This window comes from Nitrosomonas communis, assembly GCF_900114745.1.
Lineage (GTDB): Bacteria > Pseudomonadota > Gammaproteobacteria > Burkholderiales > Nitrosomonadaceae > Nitrosomonas > Nitrosomonas communis_A.
On sequence record NZ_FOUB01000053.1, the window covers coordinates 1 to 23,247 of the forward strand.

Below are 23,247 nucleotides of genomic sequence, written 5' to 3' on the forward strand. Positions count from 1 at the left end.
TATTGATGAAAGTGGGTTTGCACAGGATGCGCCGCGCACGCACGGTTATGCACCCGCTGGCCAGAGATGTCATGGCACGCATGACTGGCATGCGCCAGGTCGTATCAACGCGATTGGCGCCCTGATCGGAAAGCTATTGATAACCGTCAGCCTGTTTGCAGTCAATATCAGCGCCGATGTATTTCATGGATGGGCGATGCAGGACCTGTTGCCTAAATTGCCGTCACATGCGGTCGTTGTGATGGACAATGCTACCTTCCATAAGAGGCAGGATACGCAAGAGGCCATACAAAACGCTGGGCACACCCTTGAATACTTACCCGCTTATTCTCCTGATCTTAATCCCATCGAACATAAATGGGCACAGGCCAAAGCACTGCGTAAACAACAAAACCAGACCGTTGAGATGCTTTTTAAATCCTATACATTCTGAATCATTCTTAACTGGTTAGGCTATATATTTATTATTTCTATGACACTGGCGGGAAACCACGAAAAGAGATTGCGCTTGGCAAGAACTATGCTGAAGCAGTGAAAAAATGGGCAGAGTTAGAGATTGACGCAAAGCCTACTCATAACGAAGTTATTACATTCCGCTATGTGGCCAATCGTTATATCAAGGAAGTCATTCCGACCAAAACGCAGCGCACGCAAGAAGACAACCTTGAGGAGCTACAATGGTTGTTCAAATTTTTCGACAATCCCACGCCCCGCTTGAAGAAATTGAGCCGATCCATGTCAGGCAATACCTGGATCAGCGAGAAGCTAAGACCAGGGCGAACAGAGAAAAAGCATTATTTTCGCACATTTGGAACAAAGCTCGCGAATGGGGTTATACCAACCTACCAAACCCCTGCGTTGGAATCAAAGGTCACAAAGAGAAAGGTCGAAAGAATGTGTATGTAGCGGATGATACTTATTATGCGGTATATGAATCAGCAAGCGCCCCACTATGTGACGCAATGGATTTAGCTTCTCTTACTGGTCAAAGGCCTTCTGATGTACTCAAGATAATGGAAAATGATATTGTCAATGGTGCTCTACAGATCAAGCAAAACAAAACCGGAGTGAAACTAAGGATCAGCATTGAGGGAGAGCTCGCGTCATTGATTGAATAAATTAAGTCAAGGAAATCGCACTATACCATTCGATCACTGCATTTGATTGTGGATGAAGCAGGGCAAAGATTTACGAGCTTTATGCTGTGATTCCACTTTGACAGAGCAAGGGAAAAGGCCGGTATAAACAAAGAACATTTTCAGTTTAGGGATTTAAGGTCTAAGGCCGGTACCGACAAGGCTGATTCGGCTGGCGACATACGACAAGCTCAAAAGTAGTTAGGACATGCTAGCGTGGCTACTACAGAGAGGTATGTAAGAGGAAGAAAAGGTGACAAAGTTAAACCAACAAAATAACTTTTGCGGAAAAGTATGCCGATTGCGGAAAAAAGGGCTGCAAGCAAAACTACCTGCAACCCTTTATTTATCTGGTAGGTCGTGCGAGATTCGAACTCGCGACCAACGGATTAAAAGTCCGCTGCTCTACCAACTGAGCTAACGACCCAAAGCGCGCTATTATATCAATTCATTCAGCATTATAAAATACTTTATCACTTGGAAAAGCAAAATAAAATGAAACAAAAAACTAATTCCCGGACAGGCGCAGATTTTATCCCTATATAATCATGAAGATATCTTCCTTCTCCATGCGAGTTTACCCTGTAATATAAAAATATTAATAAATATAGTATCTCATAAACTCGACACCAACTCCCACTTTTTCCATTATGTAATGGTATCCCTCGCCTTATATCTAGTCTCTCTACTCCAAATTAGTTACATGACATTATTGTCTACTCGATCCTAACACGCGAATAGCTTCTGCGTTACTCGAGGAAAATACTTTCTCAGAAGCTTCCTGCCAAGGTAACCAGATTGCCCTTAAGTGTTCGCGTGCAGCAATATTAACCGGTACGATTTTGGGGAGTTTTAGTCCAAAGACATGTTCGGTATTGTGAGTTATGCCTGGCCCATACCGCCAGCGCCATTCCAGGAAAATTTCATATTGGTTTTGTATATGCCAGTCTGTCAGCTCATAGCATGTTGCATCAAGGTCGGTTTCTTCCTTGACTTCCCTGATAGCGGTTTGAAGCAGTGTTTCATCCGGGTCTTGACTACCTGTAACAGATTGCCAATACCCAGGATGATCTGCACGCTCCAGTAGCAATACCTGCAAATCGGCCGTATGAACAATAACCAAGACAGAGACAGGTTTTTTGTAAGCAGGCACTGTTGAAATTAGTAGCTCCAGGAAATGACCTCTTTAGGATTACGCAGGCGAATATGCAACTCTCGTAATTGCTTTTCTTCAACGATATTAGGTGCATGGGTGAGCAGGCACTGCGCACGCTGTGTTTTTGGGAAAGCAATCACATCCCGAATCGACTCGGCGCCCGTCATCATGGCAACAATACGATCAAGTCCAAATGCAATCCCGCCATGCGGTGGTGCACCGTATTGAAGCGCATTAAGCAAGAAACCAAATTTTTCCCGCGCCTCACCCTCAGAGATATTCAGTGCATTAAAGACTTTTGATTGCACATCCTGGCGATGGATCCGCACGGAGCCTCCTCCAATTTCGACTCCGTTCAATACCATGTCGTAGGCTTTGGATAATGCTTTGCCTGGCTCGGTCACGAGTAGATCCTCGTGGCCATCTGCAGGAGAAGTAAACGGATGATGAAGTGCTTTCCAGCGATTTTCTTCCTCGTCCCACTCGAACATAGGGAAATCGACCACCCATAAGGGTTTCCACTCAGAATCAATCAATCCACGTTCATGACCAATCTTGACACGTAACGCCCCTAATGCATCATTAACGATCTTGGACTTGTCTGCACCAAAGAACACCAGATCACCCTCTTGCGCACCGCTGCGTTCCAATACAGCTTTTACAACTGGCTCAGGCAGGAATTTCAGGATGGGAGATTGTAATCCTTCCATTCCTTTTTCCAGGCTGTTGATCTTGATATAGGCCAAACCCTTTGCCCCATAAATAGCGACAAAATGGGTATAATCGTCGATTTCCTTGCGCGATAATTCACTCCCTTTCGGAATGCGCAGGGCAGCTACCCGCCCATCTGGTTTCTTGGCAGCATCACGAAATACCTGAAAAGGAACCTCCTGCATTAGGTCGGTCAGCTCAGTGAATACCAAGGGTATGCGTAAATCCGGTTTGTCGGAGCCATACCTAAACATGGCTTCCTCATGACTCAATCTCGGAAAAGGAGCGGGCAAATCAACACCGATGGCTTCACGGAACAGATTGCGGATCATCCCTTCCATTAGTGCCATGATTTGATTTTCATTGAGAAAAGAGGTTTCGATATCAATCTGAGTAAATTCCGGTTGGCGATCCGCACGTAAATCCTCATCACGAAAACAACGAGTAATTTGGTAATAGCGGTCAAACCCGGACACCATCAGAAGCTGCTTAAATAACTGGGGAGATTGAGGAAGTGCAAAGAAATGTCCGTCATTGACGCGCGAAGGAACTAAATAATCCCGCGCACCTTCAGGTGTTGATTTGGTCAGCATCGGTGTTTCTACATCGATGAATCCCTGTTGATCAAGAAATGAACGTACCGCCATGGTGACTTTATGACGCAAGCGCAGGTTTTTTTGCATGACGGGGCGGCGCAGATCAAGATAGCGATGCTCCAGACGTATCGCTTCACTTAAATTTTCCTCATCCATCTGGAAAGGTGGTGTAAGCGAAGGATTAAGAATTTCAATCGTATCCACCAGTACTTCTACCTCGCCAGTTTGAAGGGCCAGATTGACCGTTCCTTCTGGACGAGGACGTACTATCCCGGTTATTTTAAGCACAAATTCGTTACGAATTTTTTCCGCAATCTGAAAAGTATTCGCATTTTCTGGGTCACAGACAATCTGAACAATGCCTTCACGATCACGTAAATCGATAAAAATCACGCCACCGTGATCGCGTCGGCGATGGACCCACCCATAAAGCGTAACAATTTGATTCAGATAGCGAGTATTAATGGTGCCGCAATAGTTAGTACGCATATTGTATTGGTTTTATATAAGGAAAATTAGGCGCATCTACAAATTCAACGCGGTTGTTAATGAAAAGACTTCAGTTTAATTATAAGTATGATCAAACGACTCGTCATGTCCATGGAAGCAATGATGTGATAACGCAGCCGACTCATTCCGTTGTGGTAGCAGACGAGACTGTGCTTTCACTCTTAGTTTCTGATTTTTCACTCTTAGTTTCTGATTTTGAGTTCGTTTTGATTTCAGACGTGGGTTTATTCTTAAAATCTGTGGCATACCAACCACTTCCCTTCAATTGAAAGCCGGCAGCAGAAATCTGCTTAACATATTCACCACTTCCACACTCAGGGCAATTTTCGATGGGTGAATCACCCATTTTTTGCAAATGTTCTTTCTCTACACCACACGAATGGCAAACATACTCATAAATAGGCATCATTATCTCCATTAATCCTTCAATGGAAAAAGCAACATTATACTTTAACCATTGTATTCAATTGTTTTGAAATAAGTAAAACAGCTTTGCTCAGGATACTTACAAAATCCTGCGGAAAAGAATATATATGCTGTAACACTTTTTTTAAAGTCCTGAATAACTTGAATCGGTTTCAAGGTCAACTCTCGTGCATACTCTGCGCGATGTTGCAGTAATGAGACAGCAGCTACAAGGGTAAAGCGGCAGATTCCACCACAATTCGTTTCACCTGAAAACGTTCCTCTGTATTCATTGTCTTGCCCTAGCCTAAGAGACGGCATGTCGCTCACTTAATTACGCCTCGGTATGTCTACTCATGTCTAGTTAGCTTCTGTAGCGATAATTTTTTCACATGTCACGGCCAGACGGATTGCTGCGCAGAAACATATTAATTCGGACTACTTGCATTCTCTGCCAATATGAATATAATTACGAATAATTCTCATTAACGATATTGTTTGCTGCGTTATATTCAGAAAAGTAAACAACTCAACTGCGAAACCAATCGATAAAAGGCGTGTTTCATGTATATTTGTGTCTGCAAGGGGGTTACTGATCATGCAATTCGCGAAGCTGTCAGTCAAGGTGCTGAACGGATGCGTGATCTAAAAGCTAATCTCGGTATTACCGAGCAATGTGGAATTTGTGCCTGCCACGCAAAAAGGGTGCTTGAGCAAGCATTAATGCAAGAAACCCCGGCCCAACCCCCTGTCACCTAAATTCACTCGTTCTTACGAGTCAACCGTCCAAGGGAACAACTGTGAAAGGGAACGCTGACATTATTAATTGGTTAAATCGTCAGTTATTGCATGAATTAACCGTGATCAATCAGTATTTTCTTCATGCCCGGATGTACAAAAGCTGGTGATTTAACTAACTTGGCGAGCATGAATATAACGAATAGATCGAGGAGATGAAACACGCTGACAAACTCATTGAGCGTATCTTGTTTCTGGATGGATTACCCAATTTACAGGAACTGGAAAAGTTTTTGATTGGTGAATCACCCCAGGAATGCGTGGCTTGTGACCTCACTCTGGAAAATACCTCACGCAAAACGCTACTTGCTGCGATTGCTGCCTGTGAAACAGTTCAAGATTATATTTCACGAGAACTTTTCGGAACATATTATTGAAAATACTGAAGAACATATCGATTGGTTAGAAACACAATTAGATGTCATGCAAAAGGCTGGTAATTTGTTCTATTGCTGGTATTCAATTTCCAGTAATATGACTAGCAAGCTCTTGTCGAATATTCTCTCTCCTTCCCGTGCAAAATCGATCTTTAATTTTGATTTATCGTATTAAAAATAATAATGTACACCCCCAGTTTTAAAAGCTTTATTACTCAACAGGAATGGATCGATATTTTATTGCCAAGACGAAGCGAATATAGCAGATATAAGAGCACACGATTTAACCGATTTTTTGTATATGCGACCTTATTCTTTTCAATATTTATTATTTTCTTACCAGATATAGTTTTTGCTGAATCGCCAGAAATTCCCAAACCTGTCACGCGCTCTTACAATATTCCCGCCGGTTCTCTGGAAAATGCACTCAGTGAATTTTCAAGGCAATCCGGAGTAAAAATTTTATTTGATAATGCTGTTATACAAGATAAGGCAACCCAAGGCTTGGTTGGTAATTATGAAATCTCTGCCGCATTAGATCAATTACTTAAAGGTACTGAATTGCAGCCAGTATCGCATCCAGAAGGTTTTACCATAATCAAATTATCCACCGACTCTGCGCTCAGCCCAGTTGTCACTACCCTCCCCTCGATCAAAATAACAGCCAGTAGCGAAACAAGTCGCTATATGGCTACCAGCAGCACCACAGCAACCAAGACTAACACCCTGCTACGCGATGTGCCTCAATCAATTTCTGTCGTTACAGAGAGTGTCATTAAAGATCAATCAATACGAAGTATAGCCGATGCTGTGCGCTATGTACCGGGTGTCGGTGTGTCGCAAGGTGAGGGAAATCGCGATGCCTTGATATTCCGAGGAAATCGCTCAACTGGGGACTTTTTTGTCGATGGTGTGCGTGATGATGCTCAATATCTTCGTGATCTCTATAACATCGAACGAATTGAAGTATTGAAAGGCCCCAATGGAATGATTTTTGGGCGCGGCGGCTCTGGGGGGGTCATTAACCGCGTAACAAAGCAAGCGGGCTGGGAACCGATTCGCGAATTCTTTTTCCAGGGAGGTTCTTATGGTCTAAAAAGAATGACCGCCGATTTCAATCAGCCAATTAATGATCAAATTGCTTTCCGGGTGAATGGTCTATTTGAAGAAGCAGGAAGTTTCCGAAATGGAGTAGATTCAGATCGGCTCGGTATTTCTCCAACCGTGACCATCAAACCGACTAATCGCACTAAAGTTGTTGTAAACATGGAACGATACTATGACGACCGTACTGCTGATCGTGGGATTCCTTCTTTCCAAGGGCGCCCGTTTGATGTTAAACATTCACAATTTTTTGGAGATCCAAGGCGAAGCGATTCCAGAGTTGATGTTTTATCTTTTAATTCGTTGATCGAGCATAAATTCGATTTTGGAGTAACCCTCCGTAATCGAACCAATTACGCTCAATTCGATAAGTTTTACCAGAATGTATTTCCCGCTAGCCCAGTTTTTAATGGTTTAGTATCCATTGACGCTTATAGCGATGCAACTGACCGTGAGAATGTTTTCAATCAAACAGATCTCCTGTATTCACTTGAAACAGGGCCTGTGGCACATACGCTGCTGGCGGGTATAGAAGTAGGACAACAGATCACTGATAATTTGCGGAAAGAAGCATTTTTCAATAATAATCCCAGACAAACCAATTTGCGTATTCCGGTCAGCAACCCCATTACAAATGCCCCTATTACCTTTGTCAATAGAGATATTGATGCGAATAATCACAGTAAAGTTAATATCACATCATTTTATTTTCAAGATCAGATAGAATTCATCCCCCAGCTCCAGGCAATAGTCGGCGTGCGCTATGATTTATTTGAAACGGATTTTCGCGATAGAAATAATCAAGATCATCTAGAAACCAAGGATGGCCTATTGTCACCAAGATTTGGCCTGATCTATAAACCGATTGAGCCTTTTTCCCTTTATGCGAGCTTTAGTCGGGCATATGTGCCACGAGCAGGAGAACAATTAACCTCACTGACTGTTACTACTGAAACTCTTAAACCCGAGAAATTTACGAATTATGAAGTAGGTATAAAATGGGATATTCGCCCTGATCTTTCGTTGACTGGTGCAGCCTATCGCATCGATCGAACCAATGTTATAACGATTGATCCCAATGATTCATCACGATCATTTTTAACCAAAGGGCAGCGTACTGAAGGCGTCGAAGTAGGCGTAAATGGTCAGCTAACTTCTAATTGGAATGTGATGGGGGGCTATGCTTATCAAGATGGGGAAATCACTAGCGAGCAGTTCGGAGCGCCGAAAGGAAACACAGTCGCTGAGCTTCCACGCAATACTTTTTCCATTTGGAGTCGATACGATTTCATTCCCCAATTCGGTGCAGCAGTAGGCGTAATTTATCGAAGTAACATGTTTGCCTCCACTGATAACACAGTGGTTATTCCAGATTTTACACGCGTCGATGCAGCACTATTTGCTCAATTTAATAAGCATGTACGCGCGCAACTCAATATCGAAAATGTATTTGATGTTAATTATTTTGCATCTGTTCAAAATAACAACAATATTATGCCCGGTTCCCCCATTGCAGTTCGTGCAGCTTTGATTGCTAATTTCTAGCTAAGTATCTGTAATAATTGTTATTAGCTTTTAGGAGTATACAAATTTAAAACAATCTATTTTCAAAATAAACAATAATAATTATTATTCGTACTATTATTAATCTTTTCATTTTTTCAAAAAGGGAGATTTATATGAAGCTTGTTTCAAGATTCATAATCATATTAAGCAGTTTCTTGATGCTATACGCAAGCGCAACAGCGTATGCCGCAACCACCTCTAATAAAGAGGCGATTGAAGCAGCAGCTGCTGCCTTCAAGACGATTGGTACCTTACGAAGAGAAACGCCTATTAACGCAGATGCTATTGCAAGCGCTTACGCTGGTGCATTACAAACGCTTGTGCAGGAAGTCGATACTACCAACCAATTGAGTCTGGATAGTGATATCTTGACTGCAATTGAGGATATCAAAAAGAATAATGATCCACAGCTGGCCGGTCAGGTCATCGACAAGACGTTACAACGTGTTTTTTACCAAACAGTTTTTAACCGTATTGCGTCGATACGGGATCAATTTAAAGAGGCGACACCTGCTGCACTAAATCAAATGACAGATGAAGCGCTCGTATCGGCTCAAGTGCTTAGCTCAACTACTGCAAGACCGAATCAAGTTCTTACTACAGATAAACAATCTTTAGTGGAAGGCACCAATTCAGGATTAGATATTGCAATAAATGAAGCCTTTGAAAGAATTAGAAATACATTAAATAAAAATAACCCGGACGAAGACTTTGCTAACTTTGGTATTGAGCGCTACGCGACCAGAATGTCATTAACGCGTGCCTATTACAATTCGGTTTTACGTGAAGTAGCGGGTGTTCTTAATAACAGAGACAGAGATCCGGAAACGACGGCCATCGAACAGAAAGAAGGTGAAATTTTCTATCGTATTATTGAGTCACTTGTCGCGCGGGATAATCCAATAGGTAATTTGCTGATAAAAGCTCGGTTGACAGGCAATCCTTCCGAAATTACAGCAGATGAATTAGTCAGTGAATTAAACAAAGGGTTTATTGGTCGAGTAAAAGCTGAAATGAAAGGCCAAGAAGATAATATTGGCAAAGATCGCGCTCATGCAATGGCAGAGGCTGCAGGAACACTTTATTTTGCCAAGATCCTTCTGCCGGATCTAGAGCTACGTCTAGGCGCAGATGTACGTAGCAATTTTGAAAATGCATTAAATAATCTGCAAATTGCAAGCAGTGAAAACAGTGAGCCTAAATCAGCGGAAGCGCGTCAAGTCATTTCAACGATTCTCACCAACTATGAGAATCAACTTAAGCTTACTAAATTTAATAAAACAAATGATACAAGTTTGATCATTGATGGGGCAGTTTCATCTTATCAAGCTATTGGTGAATTACGTAGTCAAACGCCCATGAACGCCGATGCCATTGCTGCTGAATATGAAGGAGACTTACAGCAACTAACGCAAATAGTGGACGGCATCTATGGATTGTCGATGAATAACGACATATTAAACGCCATAGAAGTTATCAGAAGCGGAAATGAGACTGCATTAGCTGCCCAAGCCATTGATAAAACTTTACAACGCGTTTTCGCATTAACTGTCTATAACCGCATAACGTTAACGCTGGACGCTTTTGATAGCCTGCCAACCGATGCGCTGGAACTTGAGTGGGATCGGGCCTATGCTGCCTTTCTCGCAATTGTTGGTACAGCAGGCAGAGAAAACAAGGTACTCACAGCGGATAAACTGGCCATCGAATCAGGCAGCAACCCTGATCTGGATGATCAAATAACATTAGCATTTATCAATGGGAAAGAAGCATTGGTTAAAAACAGCGCAGAGGATAAAACAAATCTTGCGCTCGCACGTGAAAATATCGTCGTCCCACTAGTCAGAAGTTTCTTAATTGGAGTGCTGCGTGAAGTGGAAGGCATTATTTCAGAAAGAGATAGAGATATTAATGAAGCAAGAGAAAAACAGATTGAGGGCGAATTCTTCTATCGCATTGTGGAAGAGTTTATTTCACAAACCAATCCGAGTGGCAGTACTCGTATTAAATCTCAATTGACCAGAGATTTGGCTAATGTATCCGCAAACGAAATCGTAAGCGAAATCAGCAAAGGAATAATAGGTCAAGTTAAAAATAACTTAAAAGAGATTGAATCAACATTTCAGGCTGACAAGAATCAAGCTACGCTGGCAGCTGAAAGATTATCTCTGTATGCCAATATATTCCTTCCAGATTTAGCATTGCGTTTAGGCTCATTAGAACGCGTAAAAATGGAAAACGCGCTGCAGGATTTAAAAGAAGCCATTAATCAGAATAAGGTGGATAAAGCAATTGATGCGAGAGAAACCATACTGTCTGTTATCGCAAATTATGAAAGCCAGTTAATTTAAATAATTGGCGCCCCACTTAACATGATGTAAGGTGGGGTTTAGTTTCTAAAACATGGAGAGCGGGATCTAGTCATTTCTAGATCCCGCTCTGTTTTTTTGTTATTCTATTTTTTGATCAAAATTAGCAAGATTTCTCAAGATAACTTCTTATTTTGCTGTAGCATTTCCGTAGCATGCTGGCGGGTCGTGGCAGTAATATTCATTCCCCCAAGCATACGCGCTATTTCCTCTACCCGCTCCTGCTCATCCAGTGAGCGGATAGCGCTAGACACTGGATTGTCTGCAAGCAACCCAGGCACTTTGACCACCTGCCAATGCTGATCTCCCATTGAGGCTACCTGAGCTAAATGGGTAATACAAAGTACCTGGCGCGTTTTGCCTAACTTCTTAAGAAGTGTGCCGACAATTTCAGCCACTCGTCCCCCTATTCCTACATCTACCTCATCGAATATCAGGGTTGGCGCTGTACTTATCTGGCTCGTAATAACTTGGATGGCTAGACTGATACGTGATAATTCGCCCCCTGAAGCAACTTTTGCGAGCGGGCGTAGCGGTAGCCCTCGATGCGTTGAAACTTGAAATTCAATTTGTTCATATCCATGCGCATTGGCTTGATTACAAGGTATCAGTATGATATCAAAAGAACCTCCCGCCATTGCCAGCGTTTGCATCACCTCAGTGACCTGATGTGCCAATGTTTCAGCCGCTTTGCGTCGCTTGGTGCTAAGTGTCTGAGCAAGTTCTTCATAGGCTTTCTTTGCCAATGATACTACTTCACCCAGGCTGTCTCCATCAGCATTATGTCCCAGTTCCTGCAGGCGTTGCATTGTTCTATGCAATAAATCAGGTATCTCCTCTGGAGAAAGACGATATTTTCTAGCTAAGGCGTGAATAGCTGAAATTCTGTCCTCGATAATACGTAGACTTTGCGGATCAAGATTCAGTCGCTGTTGATAGTGTTTTAATTCGTATACTGCTTCCTGTAGCTGAACCTGGGCAGTTTCCAATAAATTATAAGGAGACTTAAGATCATTATCATAATCCAGAGAATGACGCAGACGAGTGAGCACAGTATGCAACTGCTCCAACGCAGCAGATTCACTTTCGCATAATATTTCCAAACTGGATTCGACTGCTTCCAACAAATTTGCTGTATGAGACAAACGATTATGATCAGTCTGTAATGCTTGCCACTCCTCTATTGAAAAGTTCAGTGCAGAAAGTTCCTGAAGCTGCCATTCCAGCTGTTCGCGCTCTTGTAAAAATAGAGCCGCATTCTGCTCCCATTTAAGGTGTTGCTGATGCAATTGCTGCCAATGTTGAAAAGCTGCTGCGACCGCTTTGACTAACTCACTATTGGCAGCATAGCCATCAAGTAAGTCTCGCTGCGTGTCACTGCGTAACAAAGATTGATGCGCATGCTGCCCATGAATATCAACTAATTGATCGCCAACGGTACGAAGCTGCTGCAAGGTTACGGCATTACCATTGATATAACCGCGGGAACGTCCATGAGTGTCTATAATACGGCGAAGTATACAAATGCCAGCATCACCCTGGAGATCATTTTCTCCCAACCATGCCTGCAGACTTAGATGATTGTCGATATCAAATTCGGCAATGATTTCTGCACGCTCACAGCCATGCCGAATCTGACTCACCTCGCCACGTCCTCCCAGCGCAAGCATCAAGGCATCAATTAGGATGGATTTTCCTGCACCTGTTTCACCGGTCAAAACTGTAAAGCCTGGTTTAAACATCAGTTCAGCTAAATCAACAATCACAAAATCACGAATCGTTAAAAGAATCAACATGCCAAGCAACTATTATTGATTTTTTTGGGGAATTTCACTCCAACCTAGCTTTTCTCGCAACATGCGGTAGTAACTATGATTGACCGCATGTAACAATTTGACTCTCTCGGAGAAACATCGCACGATAATCCTGTCATGTTCCCCTAGATCAAACCAGGAATGACTATCCGCATATATTTTGGTTTCAGTGGTATAAAGCACCTTGATTTCGATCATTGCATCCGGTTCGACCACGATAGGACGATTACTCAAAGTATGAGGGCATATTGGGACTAACTCAATCAAATCAAGGCAGGGATGTAAAATAGGCCCTCCTGAAGAAAGCGCATAAGCTGTTGATCCCGTGGGAGTAGCCACAATCAAGCCATCAGAGCGTAATGAGTAGACATATTCATCATTGATGCGTACTTCAAATTCAACCATACCGGTGCTAATACCTCGATGAACCACCACATCATTAAACGCTAACGCCCTGAACACACTTACCTCATTGCGCAATACTTCTGCAGATAACAGCATGCGTTTTTCGATAACAAACTGCCCATCCAGCATGGCACTAAGCGTTTCCGTCATGGTATCCACTGTCAAATCAGTCAGAAAACCGAGCCGTCCTTGATTAATCCCGACCAATGGCACATTAAATGGGGCAAGAATCCTCGCAATGTTAAGCATGGTGCCGTCTCCCCCTAATACCACAGCAAGATCAGCCTGTGCACCAATCTCTTCCAATGTCAGCACTGGGTAGTCAATTTTGCCAAGATGTGAGGCAGTCAATTGATCAAGTACCACTTCAAAATTGCGGCTGATTAAATACTCTGCCAAACTCAATAACGGTGCCAGGATTTCCGGATTCTTATGCTTACCGATTAATGCAATTTTGTTGAAAAATGCGCTCATGGAAACAAATTTATATTTGAGATATCAAATGTCTTCAGTAAATATTTTGCATATTAACGCAGCGTGTCTGAAAGGTAAAAAAATTATTGCTGAAATAACTCTCTACTAAAGAAAGCTGGATTTTTCTTCCAGAATATACTCTCTAGCAAAGCTGTATCGTGTAGAATAAACAGATGCTTAACGAACGCGCCAAAATCTTACTGAAGACACTGGTCGAACGCTTTATTCATGAAGGCGAACCAGTAGGATCGCGTTCGCTTTCTAAATTCTCTGGATTAGATCTCAGTCCTGCTACCATCCGCAATGTCATGGTTGATCTTGAGGAAATGGGTTATGTCGCCAGCCCTCATACTTCAGCCGGCCGGATACCTACCGCTAAGGGTTACCGTTTTTTCGTCGATAGCTTATTGGTCGTCCAATCATTAGATAGTAAAGAGGTGTCCCACCTGGAAAACCAGATGCATCCTGATAATCCGTCAAGACTCATCAATGTAGCTTCGCAAATGCTCTCCGAATTGACCCGGTTTGCAGGAATAGTGGTTACACCCAAACGGTCAGGTGGCGCCGTATTTCGTTATATCGAGTTTATGGCATTGTCTGAAAAGCGCATTCTGCTGATTATGGTGACGCCAGAAGGCGATGTGCAGAACCGGATCATTTTTACTGAAACTTCCTACAATCAATCAGACTTGATCGAAGCAAGCAACTTTCTCAATCAGCATTATGCAGGCTGCGCGCTGGAAGAAATCCGCAGCCGCCTGCAGTTAGAGCTAAAGCAATTGCGCCATGATATGACGAGTCTGATGAGCACAGCAATTGAAATCAGCAGCGATGTCATTCGTGAAAGCAGTGAAGCCGTTGTATTAGCAGGTGAACATAAACTGCTCGATGTTAAGGATCTCTCTGACAACTTGACTAGTTTAAGAAAACTTTTTGAGTTATTTGAGCGTAAAACCAAATTGTTACAGCTCATGGAACTGAGCCGCCAAGCTCATGGTGTAAAAATTTTCATCGGCGGAGAATCAGATGTCGCTGCATTGGATGCAGTCAGTGTAGTGACGGCCCCTTACGAAATTGAAGGAGAAGTAGTGGGTACTGTCGGCGTTATTGGTCCGAGACGTATGGCTTATGAGCGTGTTATCCCGATCGTAGATATTACTGCCAGACTGCTCACAAGTGGGCTGTCAAAAAATTGACAGATATTATTTATGCATCTTACCAGTTTAAGCAGAAATAAAACTAAATAAATCCATGTTACCTGAGCCAGCCTACCAACACGGGACCTTAAGTAAAATTGGAGTGTTGCTGATTAATTTGGGAACACCTGACGCCCCTACTGCAAAAGCGCTGAGACCTTATCTAAAACAGTTTCTCAGTGATCCAAGAGTCATCGAAATTCCTCGTTGGATCTGGTGGTTGATATTACATGGCATTATCCTTAATACGCGCCCAAGAAAATCGGCTGAAAAATATGCGCAAATCTGGATGCCGGAAGGCTCTCCGTTAAAAATCCATACTGAGCAGCAAGCCAGGCTATTAGCACGCTCTTTGGAAGAGCGCATTAAACCAGCCCCTATCGTTGAATTTGCCATGAACATCGGTAATCCATCTATCGCGCATGTATTGCAACATATGAAAGAGCGCGGTTGTGATCGCATCCTGGCCTTTCCGCTTTTTCCGCAATATGCATCTAGCAGCAGCGGCTCAGCCATAGATAGCCTTTTTTCGGAGCTGAAAAAGATGCGTAATATTCCGGCTGTTCGCACAGTTAAGCATTTTCATGATCATCCGGGCTATATTGCTGCACTAGCACAAAATATTCGAGATTATTGGGCTGAGCATGGTAAACCCGACAAGCTTATCCTCAGTTTTCACGGCGTCCCGCGAAAAACGCTAGACAAAGGAGATCCTTATCACTGTGAATGTCAGAAAACTGGCAGGCTACTGGCAGAAGCGCTAGAACTAGATGCAGAACAATACCAAGTGTGTTTCCAGTCGCGCTTTGGCAACGCGAAATGGTTAACACCATATACTGCCGTGACCCTCAAAGAATTAGGCAAGTTAAAAACGCAACGCGTGGATGTCGTTTGCCCTGGTTTTGTTTCGGATTGCCTGGAGACACTGGAAGAAATCGCCATTGAAGGAAAAAAAACTTTCATTGAAGCTGGGGGGCAGGAATTTCATTTTATCCCATGCCTCAATGAGCATCACGATTGGATCAAAGTGTTGAGCGATATGGCTTACACTCACCTGCAGGGCTGGCTAGGTTCAGAACCAACTGAAGAAGAAATTGAACAATCACGTAATCTTGCACTGGAGATGGGCGCCATAGAATAAGTTGCTAAGAAAACCATAAATAAGCAACTTCTTTTATTATTTATAATTGTTTTCCCCCATACAGTATAATTATTATTTCAATAATCGCTCCAAAGTTAGTCGGTAAATCTCTGATAATCGCTCTATATCCTCTATCTCCACGTACTCGTTGAGTTTATGAATAGTGGCATTGCGCGGCCCAAATTCGACTACTTGAGGGCAAATATCCGCGATAAAACGACCGTCAGAAGTGCCACCTGTAGTGGAGAGCTCGGGTTCAATTGCTGTGACACTTTTAATCGCTGCGCTGAGTGCGTCAGCTAATTTTCCTTTTTGGGTAAGATAAGGTTTACCGGAAAGCTCCCATATCAATTCATAAGTCAAGCCATGCCGATCGAGAATTTCATGAACTCGCTGCTTAAGTGATTCAACCGTACTTGCGGTTGAGAAGCGGAAATTAAATAGCAGGCTCACTTCGCCCGGAATAACGTTAGTAGCCCCTGTCCCACCATGAAAATTGGAAATATGCCATGTCGTAGGAGGAAAATACTCATTACCTTGATCCCATTCGGTCCGGGCCAGTTCAGCGATAGCTGGCGCAGCCAGATGAATTGGATTTTTGGCAAGATGGGGGTAAGCAATATGGCCTTGTATTCCCTTGATAATTAAATTTCCTGATAGTGAGCCACGTCGCCCATTCTTGATGGTATCACCCAGTTTATTAGTACAGGTCGGTTCACCGACAATGCAATAATCAATCAATTCTCTGCGCGCTTTCAGCACTTCAACCACCTTGACCGTGCCCTCCACGGCAACTCCCTCTTCATCTGAGGTGATCAATAATGCAATGGATCCCTTATGATTGGGATGGGTAGAGACAAAATGTTCTATGGCGGTCACAAAAGCAGCCAGAGAAGACTTCATATCCGCTGCTCCGCGCCCATACAATTTATTGTCCCGAACAGTAGGTATAAACGGATCACTTTCCCATTGAGTCAATGGGCCGGTTGGCACGACATCGGTATGGCCTGCAAAACAGACAACTGGCTGAACATCGCCCCGGCGCGCCCATACATTGTCAACTTCGCCATAACGCATGCTTTCAATGTTAAACCCGATTTGTTTTAGCCGACTGATTAATATTTCCTGGCAACCATCGTCATTTGGTGTAAGTGAGCGACGGCCAATTAACGTTTGGGCAAGTGTCAATGTGTCAGCAGACATGAAATATTTCCTTGAATGAATAGCATATAGTATTTAAAAATTCACACGAGCGATTTATCTGGTACATCTTTATATCTTTATATTTTACTGGCGCCTTACTTAAGGGAGAGTCAATACATTTCGTAATACGTTCCGGCCACGCTCCCCAAGAAAAAACTCTTTGATAAAAGGGTGATCAATTTTTATGATATCGGCCAATTCACCTACTGCAACAAGGCTCTGATCAGCCAGTACTGCGACACGCGTAGATAGCGCGGCCAACGTATCCAGGTCATGCGTGACCATGATGATCGTCAATGTAAGTTCCTTGCGTAATGTTTGAATGAGTTTGATAAAACTCTCGCTCAATGGCGGATCCAAACCCGCTGTAGGCTCATCCAGAAACAGCACTTCGGGATCCAATGCAAGTGCTCGTGCTAAAGCAACACGTTTGATCATACCCCCTGAGAGTTCCGCCGGCATTTTGTTAACATGCTGCGCTTCTACTTCAACCATATCAAGTTTTAACATGACCAGGTCGCGAATCATTTCTTCCGTCAGACAATGTAACTCGCGCATCGGCAGTGCAATATTGTCATATACATTCAGCGCACTAAAAAGTGCACCTTGCTGAAACAAAACGCCTGAGCGATTACGTAAGCTTCTCAATAATTCAAGGTCACAATCATATGTGGAGTGCCCAAGAATCTTAACACTCCCTTGCGCGGGAATTTCCAGGCTTAACATCTGGCGCAGCAAGGTGGTTTTACCACTACCTGAACCCCCGACCAAGGATAATATTTCTCCCTGATATATATTTAAGTTAATGTTTTTATGGATGACATGACTACCAAAGCGTGTATACAAGCCTTGTAGCTCTATAATAGGATCATTATTAATCATTAGCTCCTAATCTTAAGACCTACATTCGAGAAAATTACCGCGAATATCGCATCAATGAGGATAACTGCTGTGATGGAAGTCACTACGGAATTGGTCGTACCCTCGCCAAGGCTTTCAGTATTCGGTTTAATACGCAAACCAAAATGGCAAGCAATCAGGGCGATGGCCATGCCACAGACTACCCCCTTGCCCATCCCTATCCATAAATTTGCAACTGGAACAGCATCGGGTAAATTACTCAATGCATATTTATAATTCAACCCTATTTGCAGATCAGCTGCCAGAATTCCTCCGAGCAGGGCAATCGCGCTGGTCCAAAGTACAACGAGCGGCATAGCGATCCCTAATCCAATGATTTTAGGTAAAACCAACCTTAAGCTATGTGGGATACCCATGACGGTCAGAGCATCCAATTCCTCTGTAACACGCATCACACCAAGTTGCGCTGTCATTGATGAGCCAGAACGGCCAGCAACTAATATTGCAGCTAGCATTGGTCCCAGCTCACGAACGATACTCATTCCTAAAATATTGATAATAAACATATCCGCACCGTAGCTATGAAGTTGCTCAGAAGAAAGATAGCTCAGGACAATTCCGATAAGGAAACCCACGAGTGCAGTAATACTCAGTGCTTGCGCCCCTGTTCTGAATAAATTTGCAGAAATCTCTCGCAGTGGAATTTGATTAGGATGTTTGACGAGATAGAGAACATTCAGTAATACCTGCCCTAATAACGTGATAATGCCAGTCAAATGATCCCAAAATAAAAAAAAACGCCTACCCAGCGTCAGGATGGGCCAAAGAATGTCACGGCGTACGGGTTTAGGTGCAGGACGTGCTTTTTCCAAGTGAGTAAACAACCTTTCATGCTCAGGTCGTATCAATAAATTAGCTGGGCGGTGCATTTTCCAGGCACGCCAGATTAATACGGCACCGGCATGATCCATTTGCTGGATACTCGTTAAATCCCAGTGAAGATCTGATTGTGTTGCAAAATGAGTAAGCTTGGCACCTACTTTCTGTAGCTGTTGGTCTAATGCTGCCAGCGTATAACTGCCCGTGAGTTTGATGCAGGATATATTTTGCTCGACAGTTATTTGATACCAAGGTGAAGTATCATCTATATGATTACTGGGCAGCATAATTTTCTTTTTTGTAGTTATGAAGCAACGCTATATAGCAAAAATAGACTACCAAAGTGTGTCAAGATGCAAACGATGAGTCATTATAGACCACCCTCAAGAGATAAACCTCATTATGATAATCAGGATTAATTAAAAAAACAGTGAGTACTTTTTTTCTAGGGGTAAATAAATTAATTTATACAATATCTAATATTGCCTGCTTATTCCATTTCTAAATCAAAAATAACACGAAAGCGAGCCGCAGACAGTATAAAGAGTACGGCAAAAAGTGCCCGACAAAATCACATTCAATTTATAAATGGAATAAAATAATTTTATTAATGAAGCTTTCACGTTTAATATGGATATCAATACAATGCGCTGTGCTTGTGGCAGCAATAAAAAATATATTGACTGCTGTGGCCATTATCTCGACGAAGGCGAAGTTGCTTCTAATGCAGAAGTATTAATGCGTTCACGCTACACTGCGTATACACTTGGTCGTGAAGATTATCTTTTGGCGACCTGGTATCACAGTACCCGCCCAACCTCGCTTAGATTGGCAGATCGACCGTACAGAAAGTGGCTCAATCTTGAAGTGAAGCACCATGAACAACTCGCACCGGAACATGCGATAGTTGAATTTATAGCCCGCTATAAAGTAAGCGGTCGTGCTCATCGTCTGCATGAAATCAGTCGCTTTGTGTACCAAGCAGGACAATGGTTTTATATAGATGGGGATATCCTCTAATCATGTAGCCAAAACGAAGATCCGTTGAGACTATCATCACCTGAGCAATTTTCTGCTAGGGTCTGTTGACGTTTTAAGATAAGTATTTCATAGATAGAAACAAACTCGTAATATTGGGGTTCCCATACCACCAACAAAACGAGTTTGCGATGCCCCGAATAATGCTCAATGATGAGTACTGATCGAAGCTGGAGAAGATTCTGCTTCAAGAATCGATTTATAACAAGCGCAATCTGCGCATGACGGTAGAAGGCCTACTGTATCGAATGCGGGTTGGCTGTCCGTGGCGCGACCTGCCCAGGGTGTTCGGCTGCTGGAATTCCATCTATAAAAGATTCAATGCCTGGTCATTGAGCAGGAAATGGCTCAATATTTTCAAAGCATTGGCTGTTGATCCGGATTGGGAGTGGAAATTTATTGATGGCAGCTATGTTAAAGCGCATCAACATAGTGCGGGAGCAGCGAGTCAAGAATCGCAGGCTATCGGGAAAAGCCGTGCAGGCAATACCACCAAGATCCATTTAGTGGTCGATGGTTATGGCTTGCCAGTTGAGTTTGAAATCACCGGTGGAGAAGTCAATGACTGTTCTGCAGCACCTGATTTGATTGCCAGGTTACCTGACGCAAAAGCGATGGTGGCGGACAAGGGCTATGACAGCGAATGGTTACGGGAACAGATAACGAAGAAGGGAGCTCAGGCTGTGATACCGAGAAAGCGCAACTCGTTGAAGGGTAATGCAGATATGGATTGGGGTTTATATCAATACCGGCATTTGGTGGAGAATGCTTTTGCCCGGCTAAAGCAGTACCGGGCAATAGCGACACGATACGACAAACTGAAGCGAAATTACGAGAGTATGGTAGCTATAGCATGTGGATATCTATGGTTACCTATGTAAAATGTCAACAGACCCTAGTACAAACAGATTTATTGCACACCGTGCATCATTTTTTGTAATGTCTTAATGAGTGTAAATAAAAGCAAGGATGCAAGCCCGGACAAAATGACAAAAATCAAAAAAACTCATATAGATCATTGATTTCAAATATTATGATTTTTGACGGCGCAGGAAATGCAGGATCAGGGTACAAAGAACTTAATGTGCCTGCAAATTTATTGGCAGCTGCACTTGATAAAAACCATACACCCATTAACAAGGAAGCAAATTTCTCAGGGGCTAGTTTTATATCCATCGCTAAGTCAATTGGTGATAAGCACAATTCACCAATAATATGCAATAACTATAAGCTAGTTAGCCACATGAAATTAATTTTAATAGTTAGATCTATCCCTTTTATGCCAAATGCAATTACCATAGCCTATCGATAAAAACAATAACCCGAAAGCTTGTTTAGTAGGTGATGATGGTTCTAAATTGAGTTGAACTAAGAATGTCCAGATAAGGGAGAATACGGGGCTAAAATAATGATAAGTACGGCATTAATTGATTGAAAAAAGCTTGCTAGAATTTCTGTGCCGAATAGGTCTCTATCAGTTTGTTCTTCTGCAAAAAATATCAATGATGCAGCCGCTTGTTCGAATGCTGCCCAGAAAAAATAACGAAAAAGGCAAGGATATAAATAACCCCTATACGTTGTTTCTCAATTAAAGTAAGCGTTTTGTCAGCAATGATTGCAGTAGGGCCGATAATAGTGATGGAAAAAAAAGCTGACCCCAATGATATCTAAATCCATAAAGCTATAACTAAAGTTTCTGGATTCGCGGAATATCAATAACACATTGATATATAAAGAATAAAGTGTTCTAAAAGGGTATAATATCGCTTGTCTAGAAATATTATTACTCCCTAATAGAACACCAATGAATCCTGTCACAAAAATCACAGCTTTACCAGCTTTAACGGCTGATCTTTTGCAAGCAAGCGAACTCTTAATTGATAATATTTTTGCTATGCTTTGACAACGGCTAGGGATAAAAACCTTATTGAACCGTTGTGGATTTAGCAAACGTTCAGGCAGGCCAATCAATGAAGTGATTTACACGCTATCGCTGTGGTTGTGGTTAAAGAAGGAATCTATTGGCATGTTTGCGCGCGAAGGGTTGCTGCAAGGGATGGATAAAGATGTGCTTTACGACACCCTGAACCGAGAAGATCTGAACTGGCGCAAGCATCATGAGCAGGTTGCGCGCAAGGTGCTGTCAAGTTATCAGGCGAAGAATAGTGCGTTTGTTGTGGATGATACGGTAGTACGACGGTTTGGTTACAAGATGCCTGGCATATCGAGCCATTTTGATCACACCCTGGGAAGGCATGTGATGGGACAGCAAGTAGTGACACTGGATTTGGCAAGCGAAGAAGGTTTGTGCCACTGGATAGCGAATTGTTTATTAGCCAGGTAAAAGCCCAGCCTCTGGAACAGCCATTTCAGGATGGGCGCAGTATAGTGGCGAAGCGTTATCGTATAGCTCAAAACCAAAGCAAGCCAGAGAAGGTTGCCAGTATGATTCACCGGGCTGGTGCGGGCTGGGATTGACGCAAGTTATCTATTGGCCGATGCATGGTACGGCAGCAAAGCGATGATACGCCTGAGCCAGGAAACCGCATTGGTTGCCATTCTCAGGATGAAGAAGAACAAGATGAAATATCGTGTAAGTGAATATGCCAAGGGTAGCATGGTGAGACAGGAATTGGATGCCAGAGCACTCTATCGGCACAGTGTCCGTAAAAATGGCAGATGATTGCCGGCTGTGGCTACCAAGCTAAAATGGTAGATGCAGAACTCAATCTGGCCGAAAGCCCTAAGGACTCTGAACAATGGGTTAAAGTTCGGTTGCTATTTGTCCGTGGCGCGGTTGATAAAACTAAAACCCAAACAGGCAAGCATGACTGGGTGGTCTTTTTATGTACCGATACCGCTTTATCCGCCACGGAGATTTTACAACGCTTTGCCATGCGGTGGGCAATTGAAGTTTATTTCAAGGAAGCAAAGCAGCATCTCGGATTGCTGAAAGAGCAAAGCAACCATTATGCCGCCTATATCGCATCCATTCATTTGGCAGCTATCCGATTTTGTCTGCTGGCGATCGCCAAACAAATACAAGATGCCAACAGTATTGCCCAGATACGGCAGAAGATTTGTAGTAATAGCACCGATATAAGCTTTGCCAGCAAGTTATGGCAAGTATTTCGTGCCATCATTACTGGTGCATTAGATGAATTAAAAGCCGTACTGGGCGACGCAATTACTTTATTACTGGATATTATCGACGCACACATCCAGTACTTTTTTGTTCAAACCTTGCAACTTGATCCTGGAACAATAAAGCTTGATGCCTTATAAATCAAAGTAATATCTCTAGTTTAAGAGGGAAAATGAACTCCGAAACTTTAACGTGAAAGAACCCTTATTATGGGTGAGTGGGAATCTGGCTACTGAAAGCCATAAAATTAGAAATAGTTAGATCAGGTTGGTTTCGTAATGAAACCGAAACGAATCAATGCCTTGATCCAACGAGGGGCGTTGCGTTGAACCGAAAGTGCTTCATAGTCGGTGGCGCAATCTC

22 protein-coding genes, 1 tRNA gene and 2 pseudogenes are annotated in these 23,247 nt (G+C 42.9%); 14 read left to right on the top strand and 11 right to left on the bottom strand.

Features of this window, described 5'->3' with window-relative positions; all coding sequences use genetic code 11:
• Positions 1-433: transposase (locus BM122_RS15525; protein WP_305728213.1), on the top strand; the 433-nt coding region annotated here is incomplete at its 5' end.
• A 244-nt stretch (positions 434-677) separates the two neighbouring features.
• A complete protein-coding gene (locus BM122_RS24290) occupies positions 678-1,118 on the top strand; it encodes a site-specific integrase (protein ID WP_218152105.1) in 441 nt (146 codons plus the stop codon).
• Between the two features lie 369 nt (positions 1,119-1,487).
• Here BM122_RS24290 and BM122_RS15535 read toward each other — a convergent pair.
• From BM122_RS15535 to BM122_RS15555, 5 genes are all read right to left on the bottom strand, one after another.
• A tRNA-Lys gene (locus tag BM122_RS15535) sits at positions 1,488-1,563 on the bottom strand.
• 282 nt (positions 1,564-1,845) lie between these two features.
• Positions 1,846-2,289: a dihydroneopterin triphosphate diphosphatase gene (gene nudB, locus BM122_RS15540; RefSeq protein ID WP_074906534.1), complete on the bottom strand. Its 444-nt coding sequence runs from the start codon at positions 2,287-2,289 to the stop codon at positions 1,846-1,848.
• 8 nt (positions 2,290-2,297) lie between these two features.
• Positions 2,298-4,088: an aspartate--tRNA ligase gene (gene aspS, locus BM122_RS15545; protein WP_074906535.1), complete on the bottom strand. Its 1,791-nt coding sequence runs from the start codon at positions 4,086-4,088 to the stop codon at positions 2,298-2,300.
• A 142-nt stretch (positions 4,089-4,230) separates the two neighbouring features.
• Positions 4,231-4,518 carry an FmdB family zinc ribbon protein gene (locus BM122_RS15550; RefSeq protein ID WP_371264935.1) on the bottom strand — a complete coding sequence of 96 codons (288 nt, stop codon included), beginning with the start codon at positions 4,516-4,518 and terminating at the stop codon, positions 4,231-4,233.
• 41 nt (positions 4,519-4,559) lie between these two features.
• A complete protein-coding gene (locus BM122_RS15555; protein WP_143083473.1) occupies positions 4,560-4,844 on the bottom strand; it encodes a hypothetical protein in 285 nt (94 codons plus the stop codon).
• Between the two features lie 234 nt (positions 4,845-5,078).
• On the opposite strand from BM122_RS15555, the gene BM122_RS15560 reads away from it, so the two are divergent.
• The 4 genes and pseudogenes from BM122_RS15560 to BM122_RS15575 all read left to right on the top strand — a co-directional run bounded on the left by BM122_RS15560 (position 5,079) and on the right by BM122_RS15575 (position 10,710).
• Entirely contained in the window at positions 5,079-5,273 is a 195-nt protein-coding gene (locus tag BM122_RS15560) for a (2Fe-2S)-binding protein (protein ID WP_074906538.1), read from the top strand.
• 41 nt (positions 5,274-5,314) lie between these two features.
• Positions 5,315-5,750: pseudogene (gene bfr, locus BM122_RS25310) on the top strand (bacterioferritin); the annotation flags it as partial.
• Positions 5,751-5,872: 122 nt separating this feature from the next.
• A complete protein-coding gene (locus BM122_RS15570; protein WP_083398530.1) occupies positions 5,873-8,338 on the top strand; it encodes a TonB-dependent siderophore receptor in 2,466 nt (821 codons plus the stop codon).
• A 134-nt stretch (positions 8,339-8,472) separates the two neighbouring features.
• Positions 8,473-10,710, top strand: a complete 2,238-nt coding sequence (locus BM122_RS15575; protein WP_143083474.1) for a hypothetical protein — start codon at positions 8,473-8,475, stop codon at positions 10,708-10,710.
• Positions 10,711-10,844: 134 nt separating this feature from the next.
• Here the strand turns inward: BM122_RS15575 and recN are convergent, their stop codons facing one another.
• Positions 10,845-12,524, bottom strand: a complete 1,680-nt coding sequence (gene recN, locus BM122_RS15580) for a DNA repair protein RecN (RefSeq protein ID WP_074906549.1) — start codon at positions 12,522-12,524, stop codon at positions 10,845-10,847.
• Positions 12,525-12,536: 12 nt separating this feature from the next.
• Positions 12,537-13,421 (bottom strand): NAD kinase, encoded by an 885-nt coding sequence (locus BM122_RS15585; RefSeq protein ID WP_074906540.1) that lies wholly within the window; start codon positions 13,419-13,421, stop codon positions 12,537-12,539.
• A gap of 173 nt (positions 13,422-13,594) precedes the next feature.
• On the opposite strand from BM122_RS15585, the gene hrcA reads away from it, so the two are divergent.
• Positions 13,595-14,617 carry a heat-inducible transcriptional repressor HrcA gene (gene hrcA / locus BM122_RS15590; RefSeq protein ID WP_074906541.1) on the top strand — a complete coding sequence of 341 codons (1,023 nt, stop codon included), beginning with the start codon at positions 13,595-13,597 and terminating at the stop codon, positions 14,615-14,617.
• 55 nt (positions 14,618-14,672) lie between these two features.
• A complete protein-coding gene (gene hemH / locus BM122_RS15595; protein ID WP_074906542.1) occupies positions 14,673-15,758 on the top strand; it encodes a ferrochelatase in 1,086 nt (361 codons plus the stop codon).
• A gap of 72 nt (positions 15,759-15,830) precedes the next feature.
• Here the strand turns inward: hemH and dapE are convergent, their stop codons facing one another.
• The 3 genes from dapE to BM122_RS15610 all read right to left on the bottom strand — a co-directional run bounded on the left by dapE (position 15,831) and on the right by BM122_RS15610 (position 18,988).
• Positions 15,831-16,961: a succinyl-diaminopimelate desuccinylase gene (gene dapE, locus BM122_RS15600; protein ID WP_074906543.1), complete on the bottom strand. Its 1,131-nt coding sequence runs from the start codon at positions 16,959-16,961 to the stop codon at positions 15,831-15,833.
• Between the two features lie 99 nt (positions 16,962-17,060).
• Entirely contained in the window at positions 17,061-17,843 is a 783-nt protein-coding gene (locus BM122_RS15605; RefSeq protein ID WP_074906544.1) for an ABC transporter ATP-binding protein, read from the bottom strand.
• Positions 17,843-18,988, bottom strand: a complete 1,146-nt coding sequence (locus BM122_RS15610; RefSeq protein WP_083398531.1) for an MlaE family ABC transporter permease — start codon at positions 18,986-18,988, stop codon at positions 17,843-17,845. The genes BM122_RS15605 and BM122_RS15610 overlap by 1 nt, the downstream gene beginning before the upstream one ends.
• A gap of 343 nt (positions 18,989-19,331) precedes the next feature.
• On the opposite strand from BM122_RS15610, the gene BM122_RS15615 reads away from it, so the two are divergent.
• The 3 genes from BM122_RS15615 to BM122_RS25315 all read left to right on the top strand — a co-directional run bounded on the left by BM122_RS15615 (position 19,332) and on the right by BM122_RS25315 (position 21,051).
• Positions 19,332-19,721: a YchJ family protein gene (locus BM122_RS15615; RefSeq protein ID WP_074906545.1), complete on the top strand. Its 390-nt coding sequence runs from the start codon at positions 19,332-19,334 to the stop codon at positions 19,719-19,721.
• 188 nt (positions 19,722-19,909) lie between these two features.
• Complete coding sequence (locus BM122_RS15620) at positions 19,910-20,620, top strand: IS5 family transposase (protein WP_256212113.1); 711 nt, start codon at positions 19,910-19,912, stop codon at positions 20,618-20,620.
• A 152-nt stretch (positions 20,621-20,772) separates the two neighbouring features.
• Positions 20,773-21,051 carry a hypothetical protein gene (locus BM122_RS25315; RefSeq protein WP_256212112.1) on the top strand — a complete coding sequence of 93 codons (279 nt, stop codon included), beginning with the start codon at positions 20,773-20,775 and terminating at the stop codon, positions 21,049-21,051.
• A gap of 56 nt (positions 21,052-21,107) precedes the next feature.
• Here BM122_RS25315 and BM122_RS26185 read toward each other — a convergent pair.
• Positions 21,108-21,275 (bottom strand): annotated as a pseudogene (locus tag BM122_RS26185) (POT-type proton-dependent oligopeptide transporter); the annotation flags it as partial.
• 391 nt (positions 21,276-21,666) lie between these two features.
• On the opposite strand from BM122_RS26185, the gene BM122_RS24305 reads away from it, so the two are divergent.
• The 3 genes from BM122_RS24305 to BM122_RS24315 all read left to right on the top strand — a co-directional run bounded on the left by BM122_RS24305 (position 21,667) and on the right by BM122_RS24315 (position 23,024).
• Positions 21,667-22,083: a transposase gene (locus BM122_RS24305; RefSeq protein ID WP_218152107.1), complete on the top strand. Its 417-nt coding sequence runs from the start codon at positions 21,667-21,669 to the stop codon at positions 22,081-22,083.
• Between the two features lie 117 nt (positions 22,084-22,200).
• The gene (locus BM122_RS24310; protein ID WP_218152108.1) at positions 22,201-22,422 is read left to right on the top strand and encodes a transposase; all 222 of its coding nucleotides are present in this window, start codon (positions 22,201-22,203) and stop codon (positions 22,420-22,422) included.
• On the top strand, positions 22,419-23,024 hold the full coding sequence (locus BM122_RS24315) for a hypothetical protein (protein WP_218152109.1): 606 nt from the start codon (positions 22,419-22,421) through the stop codon (positions 23,022-23,024). Before BM122_RS24310 ends, BM122_RS24315 begins: the two co-directional genes overlap by 4 nt.
• Positions 23,025-23,247: the final 223 nt, after the last annotated feature.